Origin of the sequence: Mycobacterium simiae (genome assembly GCF_008370645.1) — a bacterium.
Lineage (GTDB): Bacteria > Actinomycetota > Actinomycetes > Mycobacteriales > Mycobacteriaceae > Mycobacterium > Mycobacterium simiae_A.
This window is the reverse complement of the sequence record NZ_VTZN01000021.1, coordinates 12,812-29,585: the sequence shown is the minus strand read 5'-3', so window position 1 is coordinate 29,585 and position 16,774 is coordinate 12,812. Positions and strand designations below refer to the sequence as shown.

The 16,774-nt window shown below is 64.0% G+C and carries 15 protein-coding genes and 1 pseudogene; 3 read left to right on the top strand and 13 right to left on the bottom strand.

The window, feature by feature from the left end; translation table 11 throughout:
• Nucleotides 1-47 precede the first annotated feature (47 nt).
• Nucleotides 48-581 (bottom strand): YceI family protein, encoded by a 534-nt coding sequence (locus tag F0Q45_RS05835; protein WP_149653040.1) that lies wholly within the window; start codon nt 579-581, stop codon nt 48-50.
• Nucleotides 582-629: 48 nt separating this feature from the next.
• A complete protein-coding gene (locus F0Q45_RS05830; RefSeq protein ID WP_149653039.1) occupies nt 630-2,018 on the bottom strand; it encodes an alpha/beta fold hydrolase in 1,389 nt (462 codons plus the stop codon).
• A gap of 228 nt (nt 2,019-2,246) precedes the next feature.
• On the opposite strand from F0Q45_RS05830, the gene F0Q45_RS05825 reads away from it, so the two are divergent.
• Nucleotides 2,247-4,355 (top strand): PPE family protein, encoded by a 2,109-nt coding sequence (locus F0Q45_RS05825; RefSeq protein ID WP_149653038.1) that lies wholly within the window; start codon nt 2,247-2,249, stop codon nt 4,353-4,355.
• 61 nt (nt 4,356-4,416) lie between these two features.
• Nucleotides 4,417-4,927, top strand: a pseudogene (locus F0Q45_RS05820) (PE family protein); the annotation flags it as partial.
• 2 nt (nt 4,928-4,929) lie between these two features.
• On the opposite strand, the gene F0Q45_RS05815 reads toward F0Q45_RS05820, so the two are convergent.
• From F0Q45_RS05815 to F0Q45_RS05770, 10 genes are all read right to left on the bottom strand, one after another.
• Complete coding sequence (locus F0Q45_RS05815) at nt 4,930-5,340, bottom strand: nuclear transport factor 2 family protein (RefSeq protein WP_149653037.1); 411 nt, start codon at nt 5,338-5,340, stop codon at nt 4,930-4,932.
• Between the two features lie 11 nt (nt 5,341-5,351).
• Nucleotides 5,352-5,690 (bottom strand): DUF6285 domain-containing protein, encoded by a 339-nt coding sequence (locus F0Q45_RS05810; RefSeq protein ID WP_149653036.1) that lies wholly within the window; start codon nt 5,688-5,690, stop codon nt 5,352-5,354.
• Complete coding sequence (locus F0Q45_RS05805; protein ID WP_149653035.1) at nt 5,656-6,651, bottom strand: phosphotransferase family protein; 996 nt, start codon at nt 6,649-6,651, stop codon at nt 5,656-5,658. Before F0Q45_RS05805 ends, F0Q45_RS05810 begins: the two co-directional genes overlap by 35 nt.
• Entirely contained in the window at nt 6,648-7,886 is a 1,239-nt protein-coding gene (locus F0Q45_RS05800; protein ID WP_149653034.1) for an acyl-CoA dehydrogenase family protein, read from the bottom strand. The genes F0Q45_RS05805 and F0Q45_RS05800 overlap by 4 nt, the downstream gene beginning before the upstream one ends.
• A gap of 12 nt (nt 7,887-7,898) precedes the next feature.
• Nucleotides 7,899-8,519, bottom strand: a complete 621-nt coding sequence (locus tag F0Q45_RS05795; protein ID WP_149653033.1) for a TetR/AcrR family transcriptional regulator — start codon at nt 8,517-8,519, stop codon at nt 7,899-7,901.
• Complete coding sequence (locus F0Q45_RS05790; protein WP_149653032.1) at nt 8,519-9,415, bottom strand: hydroxymethylglutaryl-CoA lyase; 897 nt, start codon at nt 9,413-9,415, stop codon at nt 8,519-8,521. The genes F0Q45_RS05795 and F0Q45_RS05790 overlap by 1 nt, the downstream gene beginning before the upstream one ends.
• A complete protein-coding gene (locus tag F0Q45_RS05785) occupies nt 9,412-10,611 on the bottom strand; it encodes a CaiB/BaiF CoA transferase family protein (RefSeq protein WP_149653031.1) in 1,200 nt (399 codons plus the stop codon). Before F0Q45_RS05785 ends, F0Q45_RS05790 begins: the two co-directional genes overlap by 4 nt.
• Nucleotides 10,608-11,786, bottom strand: a complete 1,179-nt coding sequence (locus F0Q45_RS05780; RefSeq protein WP_149653030.1) for an alpha/beta hydrolase — start codon at nt 11,784-11,786, stop codon at nt 10,608-10,610. Before F0Q45_RS05780 ends, F0Q45_RS05785 begins: the two co-directional genes overlap by 4 nt.
• A 2-nt stretch (nt 11,787-11,788) precedes the next feature.
• Nucleotides 11,789-12,892 (bottom strand): homogentisate 1,2-dioxygenase, encoded by a 1,104-nt coding sequence (locus F0Q45_RS05775; RefSeq protein ID WP_149653029.1) that lies wholly within the window; start codon nt 12,890-12,892, stop codon nt 11,789-11,791.
• Nucleotides 12,893-13,309: 417 nt separating this feature from the next.
• Nucleotides 13,310-14,281, bottom strand: coding sequence for an NADPH:quinone oxidoreductase family protein (locus F0Q45_RS05770; RefSeq protein WP_149653028.1), 972 nt, complete (start codon nt 14,279-14,281; stop codon nt 13,310-13,312).
• Nucleotides 14,282-14,543: 262 nt separating this feature from the next.
• Here F0Q45_RS05770 and F0Q45_RS05765 point away from each other — a divergent pair, with 262 nt between their 5' ends.
• On the top strand, nt 14,544-15,380 hold the full coding sequence (locus tag F0Q45_RS05765) for an SDR family oxidoreductase (protein WP_262490885.1): 837 nt from the start codon (nt 14,544-14,546) through the stop codon (nt 15,378-15,380).
• A gap of 155 nt (nt 15,381-15,535) precedes the next feature.
• Here the strand turns inward: F0Q45_RS05765 and F0Q45_RS05760 are convergent, their stop codons facing one another.
• A complete protein-coding gene (locus tag F0Q45_RS05760) occupies nt 15,536-16,744 on the bottom strand; it encodes an acyl-CoA dehydrogenase family protein (RefSeq protein WP_149653027.1) in 1,209 nt (402 codons plus the stop codon).
• Between the last annotated feature and the right edge of the window lie 30 nt (nt 16,745-16,774).

Here is a 16,774-nt window from a genome sequence, read left to right as displayed (position 1 = left end):
GACCCGTGGTCGCTGGGTTGGGCGGCTTTCTGGGGCCTAGCCCCAAGCTAGGACGCCTTCACGAAAACGAGCTCTGCCGACGCGGTCGCCGTTGCAGCGATGATGCCCAGCTTGTTCCAGCCCAGCCCGAATTGAGTGCGGTCGATTTCGGCTTCACCGGATATCCGCACCGAGCCGTCTTCGAAGTCGGTCACGGCGACACGCATTGGCACCGGGTCGGTGATGCTTTTGATGGTGAAGTTCGCCCGCAGCTCCGCGTGTCTGCCTTTGAGCGGATGCAGTGCGGTCACCACCACCCGGATTTCGGGGCAGCGGTCGGCGTCAAAGAAGTCAGCGGACAGCAGGTGCTTGTCGCGCGGGCCTACGCCGGTGCGCAAGGATGCGACGTCGATTTCCAAATGCCCGGACACCGCGCCGTCGTCGGACAGCTCGCCGCGGCCGCTGAACTCGGTGAATTTGCCTTTGACGGCGAACAAGCCCCACATGTTCTTAATCGTGAAGCGGACGGCCGAGTGATCTGGAGCGACCGTCCATGCCCCGACGGCATCGGGATCGTTGAGCAGCGTTTCGAGCGTCGTCATCGTGCCTTACTGTCTACTTGACCGAGCAGCCCCCCGCGTATTGCTTGATCATTTTCCCATACCTGTACCGCGAAGCTGCGTGTTGTGAGCTACCGCCCGGTGCAGGCGGAGCAGGCTCCAGCGTCGCCAGGTCCTGTCGATGGCAGCGGCCACCAGGTACCCGGGCAGCCATGGTGGGGTATCGAAGTCGATGCGGTAGTGCAGGCGGGTACCGCCATCGGGGCGGTCAACGAGTTCGATGCGACCGATGTGATTGCGGACGGGTCCGCGGACGACGCGGTATTCGATCAACCGGCACGGTCGGTAGCCGACGATCTCTTCTTGGATTGGCCAGAGTCCAAGCACGCGCTGCGCTCTGACTGAGCGCAGGCCGTCGGGTTCGCAGCGGTCCAGGCCGTCGCGCACTCGCCGTTGGCGTACCGGCCACAACGTCGACCATTTGCGACTGAGGACTTCAAAGACCCGAACGGCCGGTGCATCGAATTCGACGGTGTAGTCAAGTCGATGACGACGTGTCGAGTCGAGTGTATCGGTGTTTACCGACGGGAATTCACCGGTGCGTGTGGTCAGCCAGTCTTGGAGAAACGGAAACACATCGGCGGCGGCGGCGGGGTGCAGCAGTGTGCTTTCATGCGTGTGGTTGCGGCCAAATCCTTGGCGGCGCCCGGCCGATTGCACCCGCCGGTCGGTGCTGGCAAACAAATTGGCGAGCCGATCACAACGGCTGGGCGGAGCAATCACGTCCCGCGGAGCGGTGAATGCGAGCACCGGTAAATCGACCATGCTCAGCGATTCCGATAACTCGCCCCAGCTCCGCTCCGCTCGTCCCCAGCAAATCGCATCCTGAAGGGCGGCGACCGGTTCGTTTTCCGGCCCCAGCCGCAACCGCCGCGCCGGGAAAGAACCTCCCCAGATGCGCCCTCGCACTGTCGCGGCGACGATCGGGTTGGCCAGCAGCGGGATATCGATGGCCGCGTTGAACAACACAAGCCCCGCGAGCTGAGTTTGCTGCATCGTCTCGGCGACCGCGCGGGCGAGCGCTACACCGCCGAAGGAATGACCTATCCAAAACGCTGGGCGGTCGTTGGCTGCCGCCACCAGCTCCTGCACAGCCGGCATGTCGACGTAAACCAGCTGCTCCCAGCCCGCCCGAGTCCCCGCTGCTGCCGTAATACCACCGGTTCCGCGCCGCTCGACAATCCATGCGTCAAACCCGTTGTCCGCCAACATTACCGCCAACCCACCGCCGTCGGCCCACAAGTAGAGCCGGCGGTTGTCGAACATGCCCGGAACCATCACCACTGGCACCCCGTGGCCGTCACCGACTCGCGTCACCCGAAATCGTCCACCGTCGGCAACGGTCAGTGTGGTGGCCTGCACGCGGTGTCGTGGATGTTCTTCGCCGGTCCAGACAGTGGAGCGGGTGTACGTCGCCATCGCTGCCCCTCTTGCTCGAAACTGCGTCTACGACGTCCGATGATGCCACGGTCCGCAAGTGCAAAGTTTCGCATCAAGCAAGAATCTGTTCTTAATCTTCTGCTAGACGCCTATTTTGGGGAGGCATAATGTGGCTTCGCGACCGGAAGAGCGCTGCAGCACATCGGCGATCTCGCCGGCAAGTACGTCTCGCTTCGGTCGTAACGCGTGGTGAACGGAAGGGCTCTAGTGCATTTCTCGGTATTGCCGCCAGAGGTCAACTCGGGGTTGATGTTCGCCGGCGCGGGCTCAGGGCCGATGGTGGCGGCCGCGGAAGCTTGGAACGGGTTGGCCAGCGAACTCGAGTCGGCGGCCGCCGGCTTTTCTTCGGCGACGTCGGAGCTGGTGGCCCAGTTCTGGCAGGGACCGGCGGCGCGGGCGATGACGGGCGCCGCGGCGATCTACGCTGCTTGGCTGAACGCTGCAGCGGCACAGGCTGGGCGGACGTCGAGCCAAGCCAACGCGGTCGTGGCCGTGTTCGACGTGGCGCGCGCAGCTACGGTGCATCCGGCGTTGGTGGCGGCCAATCGCTCCGAGCTGATGTCGTTGGTGCTCTCGAATGTGTTCGGTCAGAATGCACCGGCGATTGCCGCTTCCGAAGCCAACTACGAACAGATGTGGGCCCAGGATGTGGCCGCAATGTCGAACTATTACGCGGGCGCGTCGGCAGCGGCCGCGTCGTTGTCTCCGTTCGACCTGACGCCGCGAGGCCTGTATATCAACGTCCCGTACATCGGGGGCACCATTAACCTGACCCCCGGCAACCTCGGCGCCTTCAACCTGGGCCTCGGCAACATCGGCTTACTGAACCTGGGCAGCGGTAACACCGGCAGCTACAACCTGGGCAACGGCAACTTCGGCCTGCTCAACCTCGGCAGCGGAAACGGAGCGTCGGGAAGGGGAGACGCCGGGGCCCAACTCCTGGCTAGGTTCAACCTGGGCAGCGGCAATATCGGTGATTACAACCTGGGCAGCGGCAACTACGGCAACACCAACCTGGGGAGCGGAAACACCGGCAATGCCAACGTTGGCTTAGGCAACCACGGGCACCTCAACCTGGGCAGCGGGAACGCGGGCAGCGAAAACTTCGGCTCCGGCAATACCGGCAACAGCAACCTGGGCAGCGGGAACACCGGCAGCGCCAATCTGGGCCTCGGGAACACCGGCAACACCAACTTCGGTAGCGGAAACACGGGCTCTAACAACGTCGGCAGCGGCAACCTCGGCGTCGCTAACCTTGGCTCCGGCAATCATGGCAACACCAACATCGGCTTTGGAAACAAGGGAAACAACAACATCGGCTTCGGGCTGTCCGGTAACAATCAAATCGGCATAAACTTCAACGGGCTCAATAGCGGCACCGGAAATATCGGGCTCTTCAATTCTGGCAACGATAATATCGGCTTCTTCAACTCCGGCGACGGCAACTGGGGAATCGCGAACTCGGGTCAGGGCGTCGGGCCACTGAGCCTACAATTTGGCACTTCGGGCGTGTGGAACACCGGCGTCGGAAACTCCGGTTTTCTCAACACGGGCGTAGCGAACTCTGGAAGCTTCAGCACCGGCTTCTTCAACTCGGGCATCACCAACACCGGCCTGTTCAACTCCGGCGCCACCAACACCGGCCTGTTCAACTCGGGCGCTACCAACACCGGCCTGTTCAACTCCGGCGCCACCAACACCGGGTTCTTCGACTCGGGTACCGCGAATTTCGGCAGCTTCAACGGCGGCAGCACCAACACGGGTGACTTCAACTCGGGCGACATCAACACCGGCTACGGAAACTCCGGCGGTGTCAATACCGGCATTCTGAACGCGGGCAACCTGAACACCGGTCCGGTCAGCCCCTTCGATCAACACGTATTGAACTCAGGCTTCTCCAACGCCGCCGATGGAGCCTTTGGCCGTGGCGGAGTCAATCAATCGGGTTTCGCCAACCAAGGCCTCAATAACTCCGGCATCGATTCTGCCGACAACATCACCACTATCATCGGGGGCCAAGTCATCCAGGGCACCATTGGCTCCTCGGGCTTTGAGAATCATGGCAACTTCGGTTCTGGTTTCCTCAACTCGGGGGCCTATAGCTCAGGCTTCCGAAACACCGGCCCCACCTACACCGGCCCGGCCCATATGTCCGGATTCGTCAACAGCACAGGACAGTACATTTCCGGCTTCTTCAACGCGGGCACCATCACGGAAGGAGTTGTTGACACGTTCAACTCGGGCTTTGCGAACCTGGGCAATCAGGTATCCGGGTTGTTCAATGCGCAAAACCAAGAGTCAGGCTTGTTCCACTAGCGAGACACCCAGTTGGCCGGTCACCGCGGGCCTTCGATGCTGGGGTGAGGGGATTGAGAGCATGTCGTTTGTGATCGTGGCTCCCGAGTTCGTCGCGGCAGCAGCGACAGAACTAGCTCGGATTGGTTCGACGCTCAGCGGAGCCAACGCGGCTGCGGCGGTTTCGACGACGGGGTTGCTGGCGGCCGGCGCTGACGAGGTGTCAGTGGGGGATCGCAGCATTGTTCGTGGCGCATGCTGAGAGCTATCAGGCGCTTGGTGCCCAGGCGGGCTTGTTTCATCAGCAGTTTGTGAGCGTTCTGCACGCGGGTGCGGGGTCATATGCCAGCGCCGAGGCGGTTAACGTCGAGCAGAATGTGTTGAGCGTGGTGAATGCGCCCACCCAGATGTTGTTGGGCCGCCCGCTGATCGGTGACGGGGTCAGCGGCGCTGCGGGGAGCGGGGCTAATGGTGGGCCGGGCGGGATCTTGTTTGGCAACGGCGGGGCTGGCGGTGACGGCGGGATCGGCCCGGTCGGCAACGGCGCCAGCGGCACCGGCGGCACCGGCGGCACGCTGCTCAGCCACCCCGGCGGCTAGCCGAGCAGGGGCGCCAGCTCGGCCGGGTCAAAGTACTCGTCGATGCGATTGATCCGGCCTTGCGCGTTCAGCTTGATCACGATGCACACCCGCAGGGCAATCGACTGGCCGGCCCTGCCTGTCGCGCGTAGCACGTGTTGCTGGACGAAACCGGCGCCAGGCCCACCGGAGACCGGGCCGAAGATTTGACGGTCCAGCAGCTGATAGCGACGTTCGGTGGTAACCGAAATGAGCCAATCGATGACGCGTAATGCCCGGGCCTTGTCATTGTCCCGACGGGCTCCGACCCGCCACACCACGATGTCGTCGCTCCACATCCGGTCCACGGCCGCCCGGTCGCTGTTCTCGATGGCCGCGAACAGTTGGTCGGCCACCTCGGCAATGGCCTCGGCCGTGAGTGCGGGCATCTGGCTGGTTCCTATCCGCTGTCGTATCCGGGGTGGGCGACCGCCAATCGATGTCTTACCAGAGTGCGTAGACAGGCGGTGACCTCCTCGGCGCGGCCGTCTAAATCGCCGGCGCGGATAGCAGCGGCAAGGCCGGCCTCGTCGACAAAACCCAGACCGGCCAGCGCGGCGCCAACTCCCGATTCCCCAGGGCTGAGCAGCTCGCGCTCGACCATGCGCAAGGCGTTGGCGGCGACCCTCGTATGAAAGCTGACCTGTCCAGTGGTCGCTGCGCGCACGTCGCCCTCCAGGAACTCCGCGACAGCGGCCACCAGTTCAGCCGCGGTCGGACGGCCATAGAGCCCGGTCATGACTCACCTCCTGGACTAGCTCCAGCAGGTCCCATTCGGTCTCACAAACCCGACGGCCGATCGTGGCCAACTCCACCGAACGGGTCTGCCCGCTCAAATGGCGCTCCGCCTGGTAACGACAGATGACTCCCCAACGCAGCGTGGCCAGCACCTGCCACCAGCGAAACACCTCTCGGTCGACGGCAGCCCCGCCGGCCTGCTGGTAGGCCTGCAGGAAATCCTCGATGCTGCCCAAGCCGCCGGCGGCGTGGCTGGCCGGAGCCCCGAACCGCCACGCTCGCACACAGAACCAGGCCAAATCCTCGTATGCCTCACCGACGTGTACCAACTCCCAATCCAAAACGGCGGCCAGGTCGGATCCGTCGACAATGAGGTTTCCCATCCGGTAGTCGCCGTGCACCAGGACCGGCGCGGAGGGCAGTGGCCGATGGGCCACCAGCCAGCGGAACGCCCATTCGAAGGTGGCAGTGGTGTCGCCCATGTCATCAAGGCGCTGGCGCCACTGCACCATCGGGTCCTCGCGGGTAAGGCCGGCATCACTCGAGTCGGCCCGGTGAATCGCGGCCAGTGCCTGTGCGCACTGGCGCAGCAGCCGCTGCCGTCCTGAGCCATCCAGCCGGCGCTGGATGCGCCGGACGATGGTCTGGCCGGCGACCGCTTCGCAGATCAGAAATGGATTGCCCAGTGCCGCCACGGAGTCGCTGGCTGCCAGGATGGTCGGCACCGGCGCCCCGGCGGCTGCGGCGGCGGCCTGCATGCGGGCTTCGAGCTCCATGCCGGCGTGCACATCGTCGGGCGGCCCGATGCGCAGGATCAGCGACCGACGGCCGTGCTCTGTGACCGCGTCGAACGCCCAGGTAGTCCTGCTGGCCCCGCCAGTGAGTGCTTGCAGGCCCTCGACGGTCACCGGGGCGCCCAGCACCGGGTGCAACAGCGCGGGCAAGCCGTCCAGGCCGGTCACTTTTTGCCGAACTTGAACAACCGCTGCGCCACCCGGCGTATCTGAATCTCCTCGGCGCCCTCGGTGATCCGGTAGCGACGGTGATGACGGTAGATGTGCTCGAACGGCTCATGCCGGCTGTAGCCGACGCCGCCGAAGACCTGCATGGCCCGGTCGGCGGCCTCACACACCAGCCGGTTCGCCCGATAATTGGCCATCGCAACTTTGTCCGACACTTCCATGTGGTGATTGCCGTCCAGTTGGTCGGCCGCGTAATACACCAGCAGCCGCACCATCTGGGCCTCGGTTTGCAGTTCGACGAGGGGCCACTGGATCCCCTGGTTCGCCGACAGCGGCTTACCGAACACCGTGCGTTCGTTGGCATAGTCCACGGCCCGGTCGATGCAGTACTGCGCGGCGCCTAGGCTGCTGGCTGCTTGCCGAATCCTGTTCTCGTGCAGGAAATTCTGGCCAACGTCGAGGCCGCGGTCCACCTCGCCCAGCACCGCGTTGTTGGGCACTCGAACTTCGGTGAGCTCGACCTCTCCGTGATCGGTAGGCATGTTGAACGTCCACCAGTAGTACGGCACGGTGAAGCCGGGGGCGGCGGTGGGCACGAGGAACGCGGTGATGCCCCGGGCCTGACCGGGCTCGCCCGAGGTGCGGGCAAACACCAGGACATGGGTGGCGCGGTGCACGCCGGTGATAAACCGCTTGGCGCCGTTGATCACCCAACCTTGGCCGTCCCGTTCGGCGTGGGTCTCAAGCCAGGTGGCATCCGATCCGTGCCTTGGCTCGGTCAGCCCGAATGCCAGCGACCGCTCGCCGGTGATGAGCGCCTCGGTCCATTCTTGCTGCTGCGCGTCGGTGCCAAACCGGTCCATCATGATCACCTGCGCGAAGTTGCCGACTATGGAGGACTCGTTCTGCAGGTCGTTGTGCAGGCCCAAGCCTTTGTGCGCCAAGTGCTCCCGGATGACAGCCATGTCGACGTTGCTTCCATCGCGACCGCCGAACTGGGACGGCAGGCCGTAGCGCAGCCAGCCTGCCTGGTCGGCGCGTCTGCGCATCTCGGCAAGCAGGTCCTCCCACTCCCGCCGCGGAATACCACCGTTGTCCCAGTCGGTGCGGGCATGCTCGCGGCGCTGGTCGAAGTACTGGATATGTTCGCGCTCCAGCGGCTTGATCTCGGCCTCGATAAACTCATCGATCTCGCAAAGGAGACTCGGAAGGTGTTCGGGCAGAGTGAAATCCACGTCTATATCTCCTTAGGCACCGTACAAGGTTTTCTTCCAGATCGTCGACAAGGTCCTGATCGCTTCCTCATCGCTGATGTCCAGGCCGAGTCCCCGAGGGCTCGGCGTGCCGACGAACACGGTGGTGAAGTTTTCGAACAACAACGCGATGGCCGCCGCGGTGTGCTCCGCGTTGAGCTCCGTAGCGTAACCCTGCTCGTGGGCGCGGCGCACCGAAGCGGCCACGATGTCTATACCTAAGCGCCGGAATTGGTTCTGGACATCGGCGAAGCGCTGCTGGGTGGCGGCCAGCTGAGCAACGGCAATCATGATGCCGATGTGGTGTTTGAAAATACTCCAGTAACCGGTGACCACCGAGGTGAAGAACGCGTCGTCGTCAGGGGTATCCGGCAGGTGCACGCTCAGCCCGGAAGGGGCGACGACGTCGTGCAGAAACGATTCCGCCAGGGCCGCCAGAAGATCTTCCTTGTCGGTGAAGTACCGGTAGAACACAGCTGGCGATTTTCCCGCCGCAGCTGTGATATCGGCGAGCGTGGTGCCGTGAAAGCCGCGCTCGGCGAACAGCTTCCGGGCCGCCTGTTCGATGGCCTGCCGAGTTTGGCGGCCTTTGGAACTGAGCAGTTCGACGGGCATCAGTTGCGGATCCGGTCTCCCGCGCGCAGCAGTGCACTCGGCAAATCATGGCCGACAACGGCTCTGGCGACTTCAGCGGCCCCGATTGCCGCCTTCAGGTCGACGTCGACTTCGAAACCGCTGTCGGTCAGCAGATACACCAAATCTTCGGTGGCGATATTGCCGGTGGCGCCGGGCGCGAACGGACAACCACCTAGTCCGCCGACCGAGGCATCCAGCCGGGTGACACCGGAGCTGACCGCCGCATACGCGCTGGCCAGCCCGGTGCCGCGGGTGTTGTGGAAGTGCCCGCCCAGCGGAATGCCGCCGATCACTGGAAGCACTTGTGCGATAAGGGAGCTCACCCGTCCCGGGGTAGCGGTACCGATGGTGTCGGCAATGGAGAACCGGTCTACTCCGTGGTCACAGGCGACCGTCGCGATGTCGAGGACCCGCTGCGGTGGGGTAGGCCCTTCGAACGGACAGTCCCACGCCGTGGCGACGACGATTTCGACGGAGACGTCGCTGTGATGGGCGATGGCCAAGATCTCGCTGATCTGGTTGGTTGCTTCGGCACTGCCACGCCCGACGTTGGCCTTGCTGAACGAGTCGCTAGCCGATACCACGTATTCGATCGAGCGCAGGCCCGCGGCGATCGCGCGTTTGGCACCGTTTGGACTGGCCACCAGCGCCGAAAACTCGATGTCGGGGTAATGGCCCAGTTCGGCCGCGAGTTCGGCGGCATCCGCCATCGACGGCACCTTCGACGGTGACACGAACGCGCAAGCTTCCACCTCGCGGACCCCGGTGGCGGCTACCGCGGCCAGCAATTCCAGTTTGGCGCACAACGGGACTGGTTTCTCGATCTGTAGGCCGTCGCGCAGCGCCACTTCACGAATGGCCACGTGCTGGGTCACAGCACCCCCTCGGTCCGCAATTCTTCCAGCTCGGCGGTGCTCTTACCCAGCAGCCCGAGATAGACATCGGCGTTATGTTGACCCGGTCGCGCGGGGCCGGCGTGGCGGACCCCGCCGGGCGACTCGGAAAGTACCGGCACGATCCCCGGCCCGAGAACGTTTCGTCCGACCCTTTCGTCGTAGTGCTCGACCAGCATGCCGCGGGCCCGCAGCTGCGGGTCGTTGACCACCTCCGCGACCGTGTTGATCGGCCCGGCGATCACTCCCGCGCGAGAAAGCGTTTCGATAATCTCGCCGGGTTGGCGCTCGGCTGCCCAGGCGCCGATGATCTTGTCCAATTCATCTTGGTTGCGTCCCCGGGCACCGTGGCTGGCGAATCGCTGGTCGGTGACCAATTCCGCGCGCCCCATTGCGGTGCACAGGCGGTCGAACACGGTGTCCTGATTGGCCGCGATCACCACCCAAGACCCGTCGGCGCTGCGGTAGATGTTGGACGGCGCGATGCCCTCCAGACGGGTGCCTGACGGTCCGCGCACCACCCCGGCGGCGTCGTAATCGGGAATCGTGGATTCCTGCATAGCCAAACAGGATTCGGTCAGTGCGACATCGACCACTTGGCCTTTGCCGGTGACTGTACGGCGGTAGAGGGCAGCCAGTGCGCCCTGGGCGCCGAACATGCCGGCCAGGCTGTCGCCCAGCGACAGCGCGAGCCGGGGCGGCGGCCCGCCGGGGAAGCCGTTGAGATGACGTAGCCCACTGACCGCCTCGGCCACCGAGGCGTACCCGGCTTTGTGCGCGTCGGGTCCGCTCTGGCCGTAGCCCGATACCCGAACCAGAATGATGCCCGCATTGCGCGCGCTGAGGATGTCGTAGCCCAGGTTCCACTTCTCCAGCGTTCCGGGCCGGAAGTTTTCCACGACAATGTCGGATTTCTCGACCAGGTCGAGAAACAGCTCGCGTCCACGGGGCCGGCGCAGGTCTAAAGTGATGGCCCGCTTGTTGCGCGCGTGCACTGTCCAGAAGACGTGGTGCCCGTCGACTTCGGCCTGGCCCCAGGTGCGCAACGGGTCCGGGGCAGCTGGGGGTTCCACTTTGATGACGTCGGCGCCCATGTCGCCAAGCAGCCGCCCCGCGAACGGGCCGGCGATCAAGGTGCCGAGCTCGAGTACCCGGACGCCGGTCAGCGGTCCGGTCATTCGGTGCTCGCAAAGTCGTGTCGGATCAGCCAGTCGGTGACGACGTCGACAGCCTGGCGCAGCTTGTCGCGCTGGCCCGGACCGGCGTAATAGTGTGTAGCGCCGGGGATTTCGTACTTCTCCTTATCGGAATGCCCGATGGCGTCGAAGAGCCGTCGAGTGTGGCTGGGCGTGCAGGCGTCATCAGCCAGGTTACCGATCACCAGCGCGGGTACTGCCAGGTCCCGCGCGCATGCCACGCCGTCGCCGCGCGCGTCGTCGTAGCTCCATTGCGACAACCAGCTGCGTAGTGAGCAGAAGCGGCCCGGCGTAGTGGGACTCATGTTCACCACCTGCGGGTCACCCAGGTAGCAGCTGCCCGGGGTCCGTTCGTTCGGGTCGACGCTAGGGTCTATCCACCGTGGGTCGGCCATGGTGCCGTGCACAACGAAGCAGAACTCGTCATCTGGGCGGCCCTGGGCGGACAGCTCGGCTAACCTGCTTTTGACCCATGCAGTAATGCGGCGGTTTCGGTCGATCTGGGCCTGCCGGTATCTGGCCAAAAATTCCTGGCTGTAGGGCGGCTGGTTGGGGTTGTCCGGGTTGTACAGATCCAGCTCGGGATCGCGCTTGGTGGGGTCGGATTCGTCGAGGATGGACGCGTCCAACCATTCGGTCAGGGTGCCGTGTCTGCTGATGTGGGCGGCGAGCAACATGATGCCGTCAGCTGTCGCTAGGTCTAGCGCGGTGAGGTCGGGACCGTCTCCCGACGGGCTCGACCTGATCGTGGGCTGTTGAGCCTGCTGCTGGTAGAACACCGAGAGCGAACCGCCGCCGCTCCATCCGGCCAACACCACCTTCTGGTAGCCCAACCGAGTCTTTGCATCCTTGATGCACTCACCGAGGTCCTGGACCACCTTCTCCATCACCAGCGCCGAATCGGTGCCGCGGAATCGGCTGTTGCAGTAGATCACGTGATGGCCGGCCCGGGCTAGCGCACTGACCATCGGCAGGTAGGCGCCGCCGCCGATCGGATGCATGAACACCAGCACCGTGTCCGAGGGCGTAGTGGGCTTGAGCAGATAGCTCTCCAGCACGGTGATCTCGGCCAACCCGCCATATGCGTCACGGACACCCGAATCATTCTGGAATGCGATGAGATAGGGGATTCGATCGTATTCGTGTTCCGTCGTCATGATCAGTGCTGCCCCAGATCGTGGGCCAGCACCTCAGCCGACGGGGTTAGCCGCCGGCGGGTGTCGATGGCGACGACTTGCCAGTCGACGGTGGAATACTCGTCGAAGCTACGGCGCGCATGTTGGCGCGCCCGCTCCGGCAGGCCGTGGTGAACTCCCTGCGGCGCATGGGAAATCATGCCTGCGGGCATCGGGACGCCGTAGAGCGAGCCGCCGTGGAAGAAGGCGACCTCGTCGTAGTCGACGTTGCGGTGATACCAGGGCGAGCGCTCGGTGCCGGCAACGCCTTCAGCGGGTTTGGGTAGGAAGTTCATCACGTAGACACCTCTGGCCTGCATGAACAGATGCACCGTCGGCGGCAGGTGGACGCTGTCGGAGGTGATGACGTTGTAATCGGCGATGTTGAACGTGAACGCGAAATTGTCACCACGCCAGCCCTCGACGTCGATCGGATTGTGTTGGTAGAAAAGCGTTGTGGGGCCGCCCTGGTGGACCAGTCGGACCTCATATTCGTCGCGACCGTCCAGCCCTAAAGCGTTGTCGATCGGCGCCGGCTCGGGGATGGTGGCCTGCGCCGGGTCGAAGGGGAAGTGGCGTCCCAGCGGGCCGGGTGGGGGTACCCGAAACTCGTTGCTGGCCTCAATCATCAGCAATGTGGTCTCGTTATCCGGCGCGTGGCGCCAGGTGCACGCCTTGGGAATGTAGATCCAGTCGCCCTCCCGGTAGCGCAGCGGCCCGAACTCGGTTTCCAGCAGACCGGTGCCTCGGTGCACAAAGCACAACAGGTCTCCGTCGACGTGGCGGGCGTAATACGGCATCGGTTCGTGGCGGCGGCTCAGCAGCACGCGGCACTCGTCGTTGCTGAACATCAGCAGCGGCCCGCCGTTGGCATCGACGGCGTCACTAGGTTTCAGCTCGCCGGCCAACATGTCGACAGGACACAACGGGCCGACAACTCGGTACGCGGTGGGATCATGGCGACGGTAGATGTTTGCGGTCCGGCCCACGAAGCCACCACGGCCCAGCTCGTCGTCCTTGAGGCCGTCGAGGTCGGCGTGCAGGCGCCGTGGCGTCCTGCCTTTTCGCAGGTGGACGAAGGATTCCATGCGTGAGCTCCCAGGGATCGAACGACCTTCGACGAGGTCCGCGAAGCAACGAAAGTGAAAGTGACATTACTTTTTGTTTTCGACGAGCGCAAGACCTTGCGCTGAATCACTGAGCGCCAGTCTGTCAACCAAAGTTGGCGAAAACGACAACTAATGGCGGCCTCAACAGGGCATCAGCGATGCCCCGGCCGATGTCGGTGGCTAGCGCTTGCCGTCACTGCCAGGCGGGCTGAACACGACTGGGGTAAATCCGTTGGCAACACTCGGCACGGTGACAGAATTGTCAACGCATGCGGCTATCCGATCGCTGCCAATACGGGGTTGCTGATATTTCTCGGCTTCTTCCTCTACGCTTGCTACGGGGCGGCCAAGTCGATTGCCGGCGATTTCGCGAATCTTGTTTAAGCTCTGCAACTTCTAGTCGCGTAGGCGCACCACAACCTTGCCTTGGGCGGTGCGGTTCTCCAGCGATGCGACCGCCGCGCCGGCTTGCTCGAGCGGGTAAACCACCGGCTCGGGGGGAGTCAGCTCGCCCGAACTGAGCAGCTGTTCGAGTGCGCCCCACTGCTGCGCCAACGCGCCGGGATGGGTCAGTGTCCACGCCCCCCAGCCAACGCCAACCACGTCAATGTTGTTGAGCAGCAGCCGGTTTACCTTGACCGTCGGTATCTCACCGCCGGTGAAGCCGATGACCAGCAGGCGTCCCGCTGGGGCTAGTGAGCGCAGGGAATCGGTGAACCGGTCGCCACCGACCGGGTCGACGACGACGTCAACGCCGCGACCGCTGGTTAACTCCTTGACCGCGTCCCTAAATCCCTCCGCCAAAACCACATCGGTCGCCCCGGCCGCCGTCGCGATGGCACCCTTGTCTTCGGTGCTGACCACCGCGATGGTGCGCGACGCCCCGAGCACTGGCGCCAGCCGCAGCGCCGACGTGCCGATGCCGCCGGCAGCCCCATGCACCAGTACAGTTTCGCCGCGCTGCAACCGGCCACGGACACTCAAGGCGAAATACACCGTCAGGTCGTTGAACAGCAGGCCGGCGCCGGCTTCGAAGCTCACATTGTCCGGTAGCGTGAACACCCGGTCGGGGGAGAGTACTGCGACGTCGGCCATACCGCCGGTAAGCATGGTGAGGCCGACGACTCGATCGCCGGCGCGCACGCGAGCACCGTGCGGGGCTGATCGAACCACCCCAGCGATCTCGGCTCCGAGTACAAACGGTGGCTCTGGCTTGTACTGGTACCGGCCGCGGGTAAGCAACGCGTCCGGGAACGCCGCGCCGGCAGCATGGACATCGACCACCACGCCGTTGCCGGCGGGTTCGTCGATCTCTGCCAACTCCACCGCATCCGGGCCGTCCAGTCGAGTTACCCGTATCGCGCGCATGCCGCCTCCTTGTCAAGCCGCGTCAACCGCTTTCAGCCCCGACGTCCCAATCTAGAACGCACCGCTACCCGTGCCACAGGCCGCCCCGCGAACGCGTCGGCTCGTCGACCGGCAGACCAGGAGCAGCGCCGTGGACGCCGCCGCCCGCGATCACATCGACGGCGTACCCTGCTCGAAGAGGCTGGCCGTCGCATAAGGTCGGCGGGCAGGAGGAAACTGTCGTGGCGACCGTTGTTGTCCACACCGGCGCTCAGGCGGTGCGGTGACTCAACCGACGCGGATCCTCATTACCGGAGCCACTGCGGGCATCGGGCTGGAATGCGCAACACAGCTGGCCTCGGGAAATCACCTGGTGCTCACGGGACGCAGTCAAAGCAAACTCGAAGCCGCGGCGGCTCGAGTGTCCAGCGCCGGCGCAGCCCGCGTGGACACCCTGGCCTGCGACTTCGCCTCGCTGAATTCCGTTCGCGCACTTGCCGCTAAGGTGCGGGATAACTATGACCATATCGACGTCCTGATCAACAATGCTGGCACGGTCTATGCCACACGAACCGAGACGCAGGACGGTTACGAAGCTACCTTCGCCGTCAACCACCTAGCGCCGTACCTTCTCACCGAGCTGCTCAAGCCGCTGATGATCGCCAGCGCGCCCGCGCGGATCGTGATCACCGCATCGACCGCTCACTATCGGGGCACCTTGGACTTCGACGATCTCGGGTACCGCCATGGCTACAGCACGATCAAGGCATACTCGCGATCCAAACTCGCCAACGTGCTGTACACCCGCGACCTGGCTCGCGAGTTGGCCGACACCGGGGTGACGGTGAACGTGCTGCACCCGGGGATGGTGGCCACCAATATTTGGGACAGAGCACCGTGGTTCGCGCGACCAGTTCTGGCGCTGGTGAAACGATTCACCATGATTTCGCCCGAGGAGGGCGGTCGCCGTCTAGCGTATTTGGCCGCCGACGCCGGCTTGGCGGCCACAACCGGACAGTACTTCGAGGACAACACGACTCGGGAGCCGTCCGCGCTGGCCCTCGACGATTCCTTGGGGCAGCAGTTGCGGGAGCAGTGCGATCGTCTGGTCGGACTGTGAGAGATCGACGCCCGTCTGCAAACGACAAATCCACGCCGGCAACGACTTTGTCGCGATGAGGTGGGCAGAACGGACACCCTGGCCCGCAGAGAGTCCTGTGACTACAGTGACAGTTGCTCGCGGCGCCGACCTCAAGGGGTCAGTGTGGCTCTCGGTCACTTGAGTTCAGCCGACGACAAACCCAACAGTCGACGGGCGACTACCAGCTGCTGTATCTGCTGAGTCCCCTCGAAAATATCCAGAATCTTCGAGTCGCGCGCCCACTTCTCCAGCAGCGTCTGCTCGGAATAGCCCGTGGTGCCGGCCAATTCGACGCTTTTACAGGTGACGTCGCTGGCCATCCGGCCGGCCTTGGCTTTGCTCATCGACGCTTCTTTGGAGTTGGGGATGTTGTTGTCGGCCTGCCATGCAGCACGCAAGGCCAACAAGTAGCTGGCCTCCCAGTCAGCCTCCATCCGCAAGAACTCGGCTGCGGCTGCGCTTTGGACGCACGAGGGTCTGTCGTAGTCGATCTCGACCCCGGCGTTGGTCAAAATCTTGCGGATCTCCTCCAACGCGGCGCGTCCAACCCCGACGGCCATGGCGGCAACGATCGGCCGGGTGTTGTCGAAGGTCTCCATGACCCCGGAAAAGCTTTTGCTGACGTCGATTTCAGGGTTGCCTAGTAGGTTGCCTTTGGGGATGCGGGCGTTGTCAAAACGGATTACCGCAGTGTCGGAACCCTTGATACCGAGTTTGTGCTCAAGCCGCTCGACCGTGACACCGGGATGCTCGCGCGGCACGATGAACGACTTGATCGCCGCGCGGCCCTTTGACTTGTCCAGGGTTGCCCACACGACGATGTGGGTGGCGCGCGATCCGGCGGTGACGAAGATCTTTTCGCCGTTGATCACATACTCGTCGCCATCCAGCGTGGCGGTCGTCGACACAGCGGCCGAGTCCGAGCCGAATCCTGGTTCGGTGATAGCCATCGCGGCCCACACCTTGCCCAGCCGCTCAAGTTGCTCTTCGGTGGCTACCGCGGAGATGGCCGCGTTGCCCAGACCCTGGTAGGGGACCGTCAACATCAACGCGACGTCCCCCCAGCTAGCCTCCAGGGTTTGCAGCAGCGCGGCCATGTTGCCGCCGTTGTGGTTGTCCCCGCTGGACTCGGTGTCGCCGAGCGCGTCGGCGCCGGCGAAGGCAGTCGACTTGGCGTCCGCCACGCCTTCGAACAGACTCATCATCGTGTCGAGCTCGACGGGGTACGCGTGTTCCTTCAGATCGTACTTGCGTGAGACCGGCCGCATGATTTCGGCGGCGCCCTGATACGTCAGTGTCATCACGGCTTGCAGTTTGCGAGGTAGTTCCAGATTGATTGCCATAACTAGACTTTCGGCTCGTTTCAGATAACG

Coding starts and splice junctions, on each gene's coding strand:
- F0Q45_RS05835 (WP_149653040.1), bottom strand. CDS start 581: ATGACGACGCTCGAAACGCTGCTCAACGATCCCGATGCCGTCGGGGCA.
- F0Q45_RS05830 (WP_149653039.1), bottom strand. CDS start 2,018: ATGGCGACGTACACCCGCTCCACTGTCTGGACCGGCGAAGAACATCCA.
- F0Q45_RS05815 (WP_149653037.1), bottom strand. CDS start 5,340: ATGCCCGCACTCACGGCCGAGGCCATTGCCGAGGTGGCCGACCAACTG.
- F0Q45_RS05810 (WP_149653036.1), bottom strand. CDS start 5,690: ATGACCGGGCTCTATGGCCGTCCGACCGCGGCTGAACTGGTGGCCGCT.
- F0Q45_RS05795 (WP_149653033.1), bottom strand. CDS start 8,519: ATGCCCGTCGAACTGCTCAGTTCCAAAGGCCGCCAAACTCGGCAGGCC.
- F0Q45_RS05785 (WP_149653031.1), bottom strand. CDS start 10,611: ATGACCGGACCGCTGACCGGCGTCCGGGTACTCGAGCTCGGCACCTTG.
- F0Q45_RS05780 (WP_149653030.1), bottom strand. CDS start 11,786: ATGACGACGGAACACGAATACGATCGAATCCCCTATCTCATCGCATTC.
- F0Q45_RS05775 (WP_149653029.1), bottom strand. CDS start 12,892: ATGGAATCCTTCGTCCACCTGCGAAAAGGCAGGACGCCACGGCGCCTG.
- F0Q45_RS05770 (WP_149653028.1), bottom strand. CDS start 14,281: ATGCGCGCGATACGGGTAACTCGACTGGACGGCCCGGATGCGGTGGAG.
- F0Q45_RS05760 (WP_149653027.1), bottom strand. CDS start 16,744: ATGGCAATCAATCTGGAACTACCTCGCAAACTGCAAGCCGTGATGACA.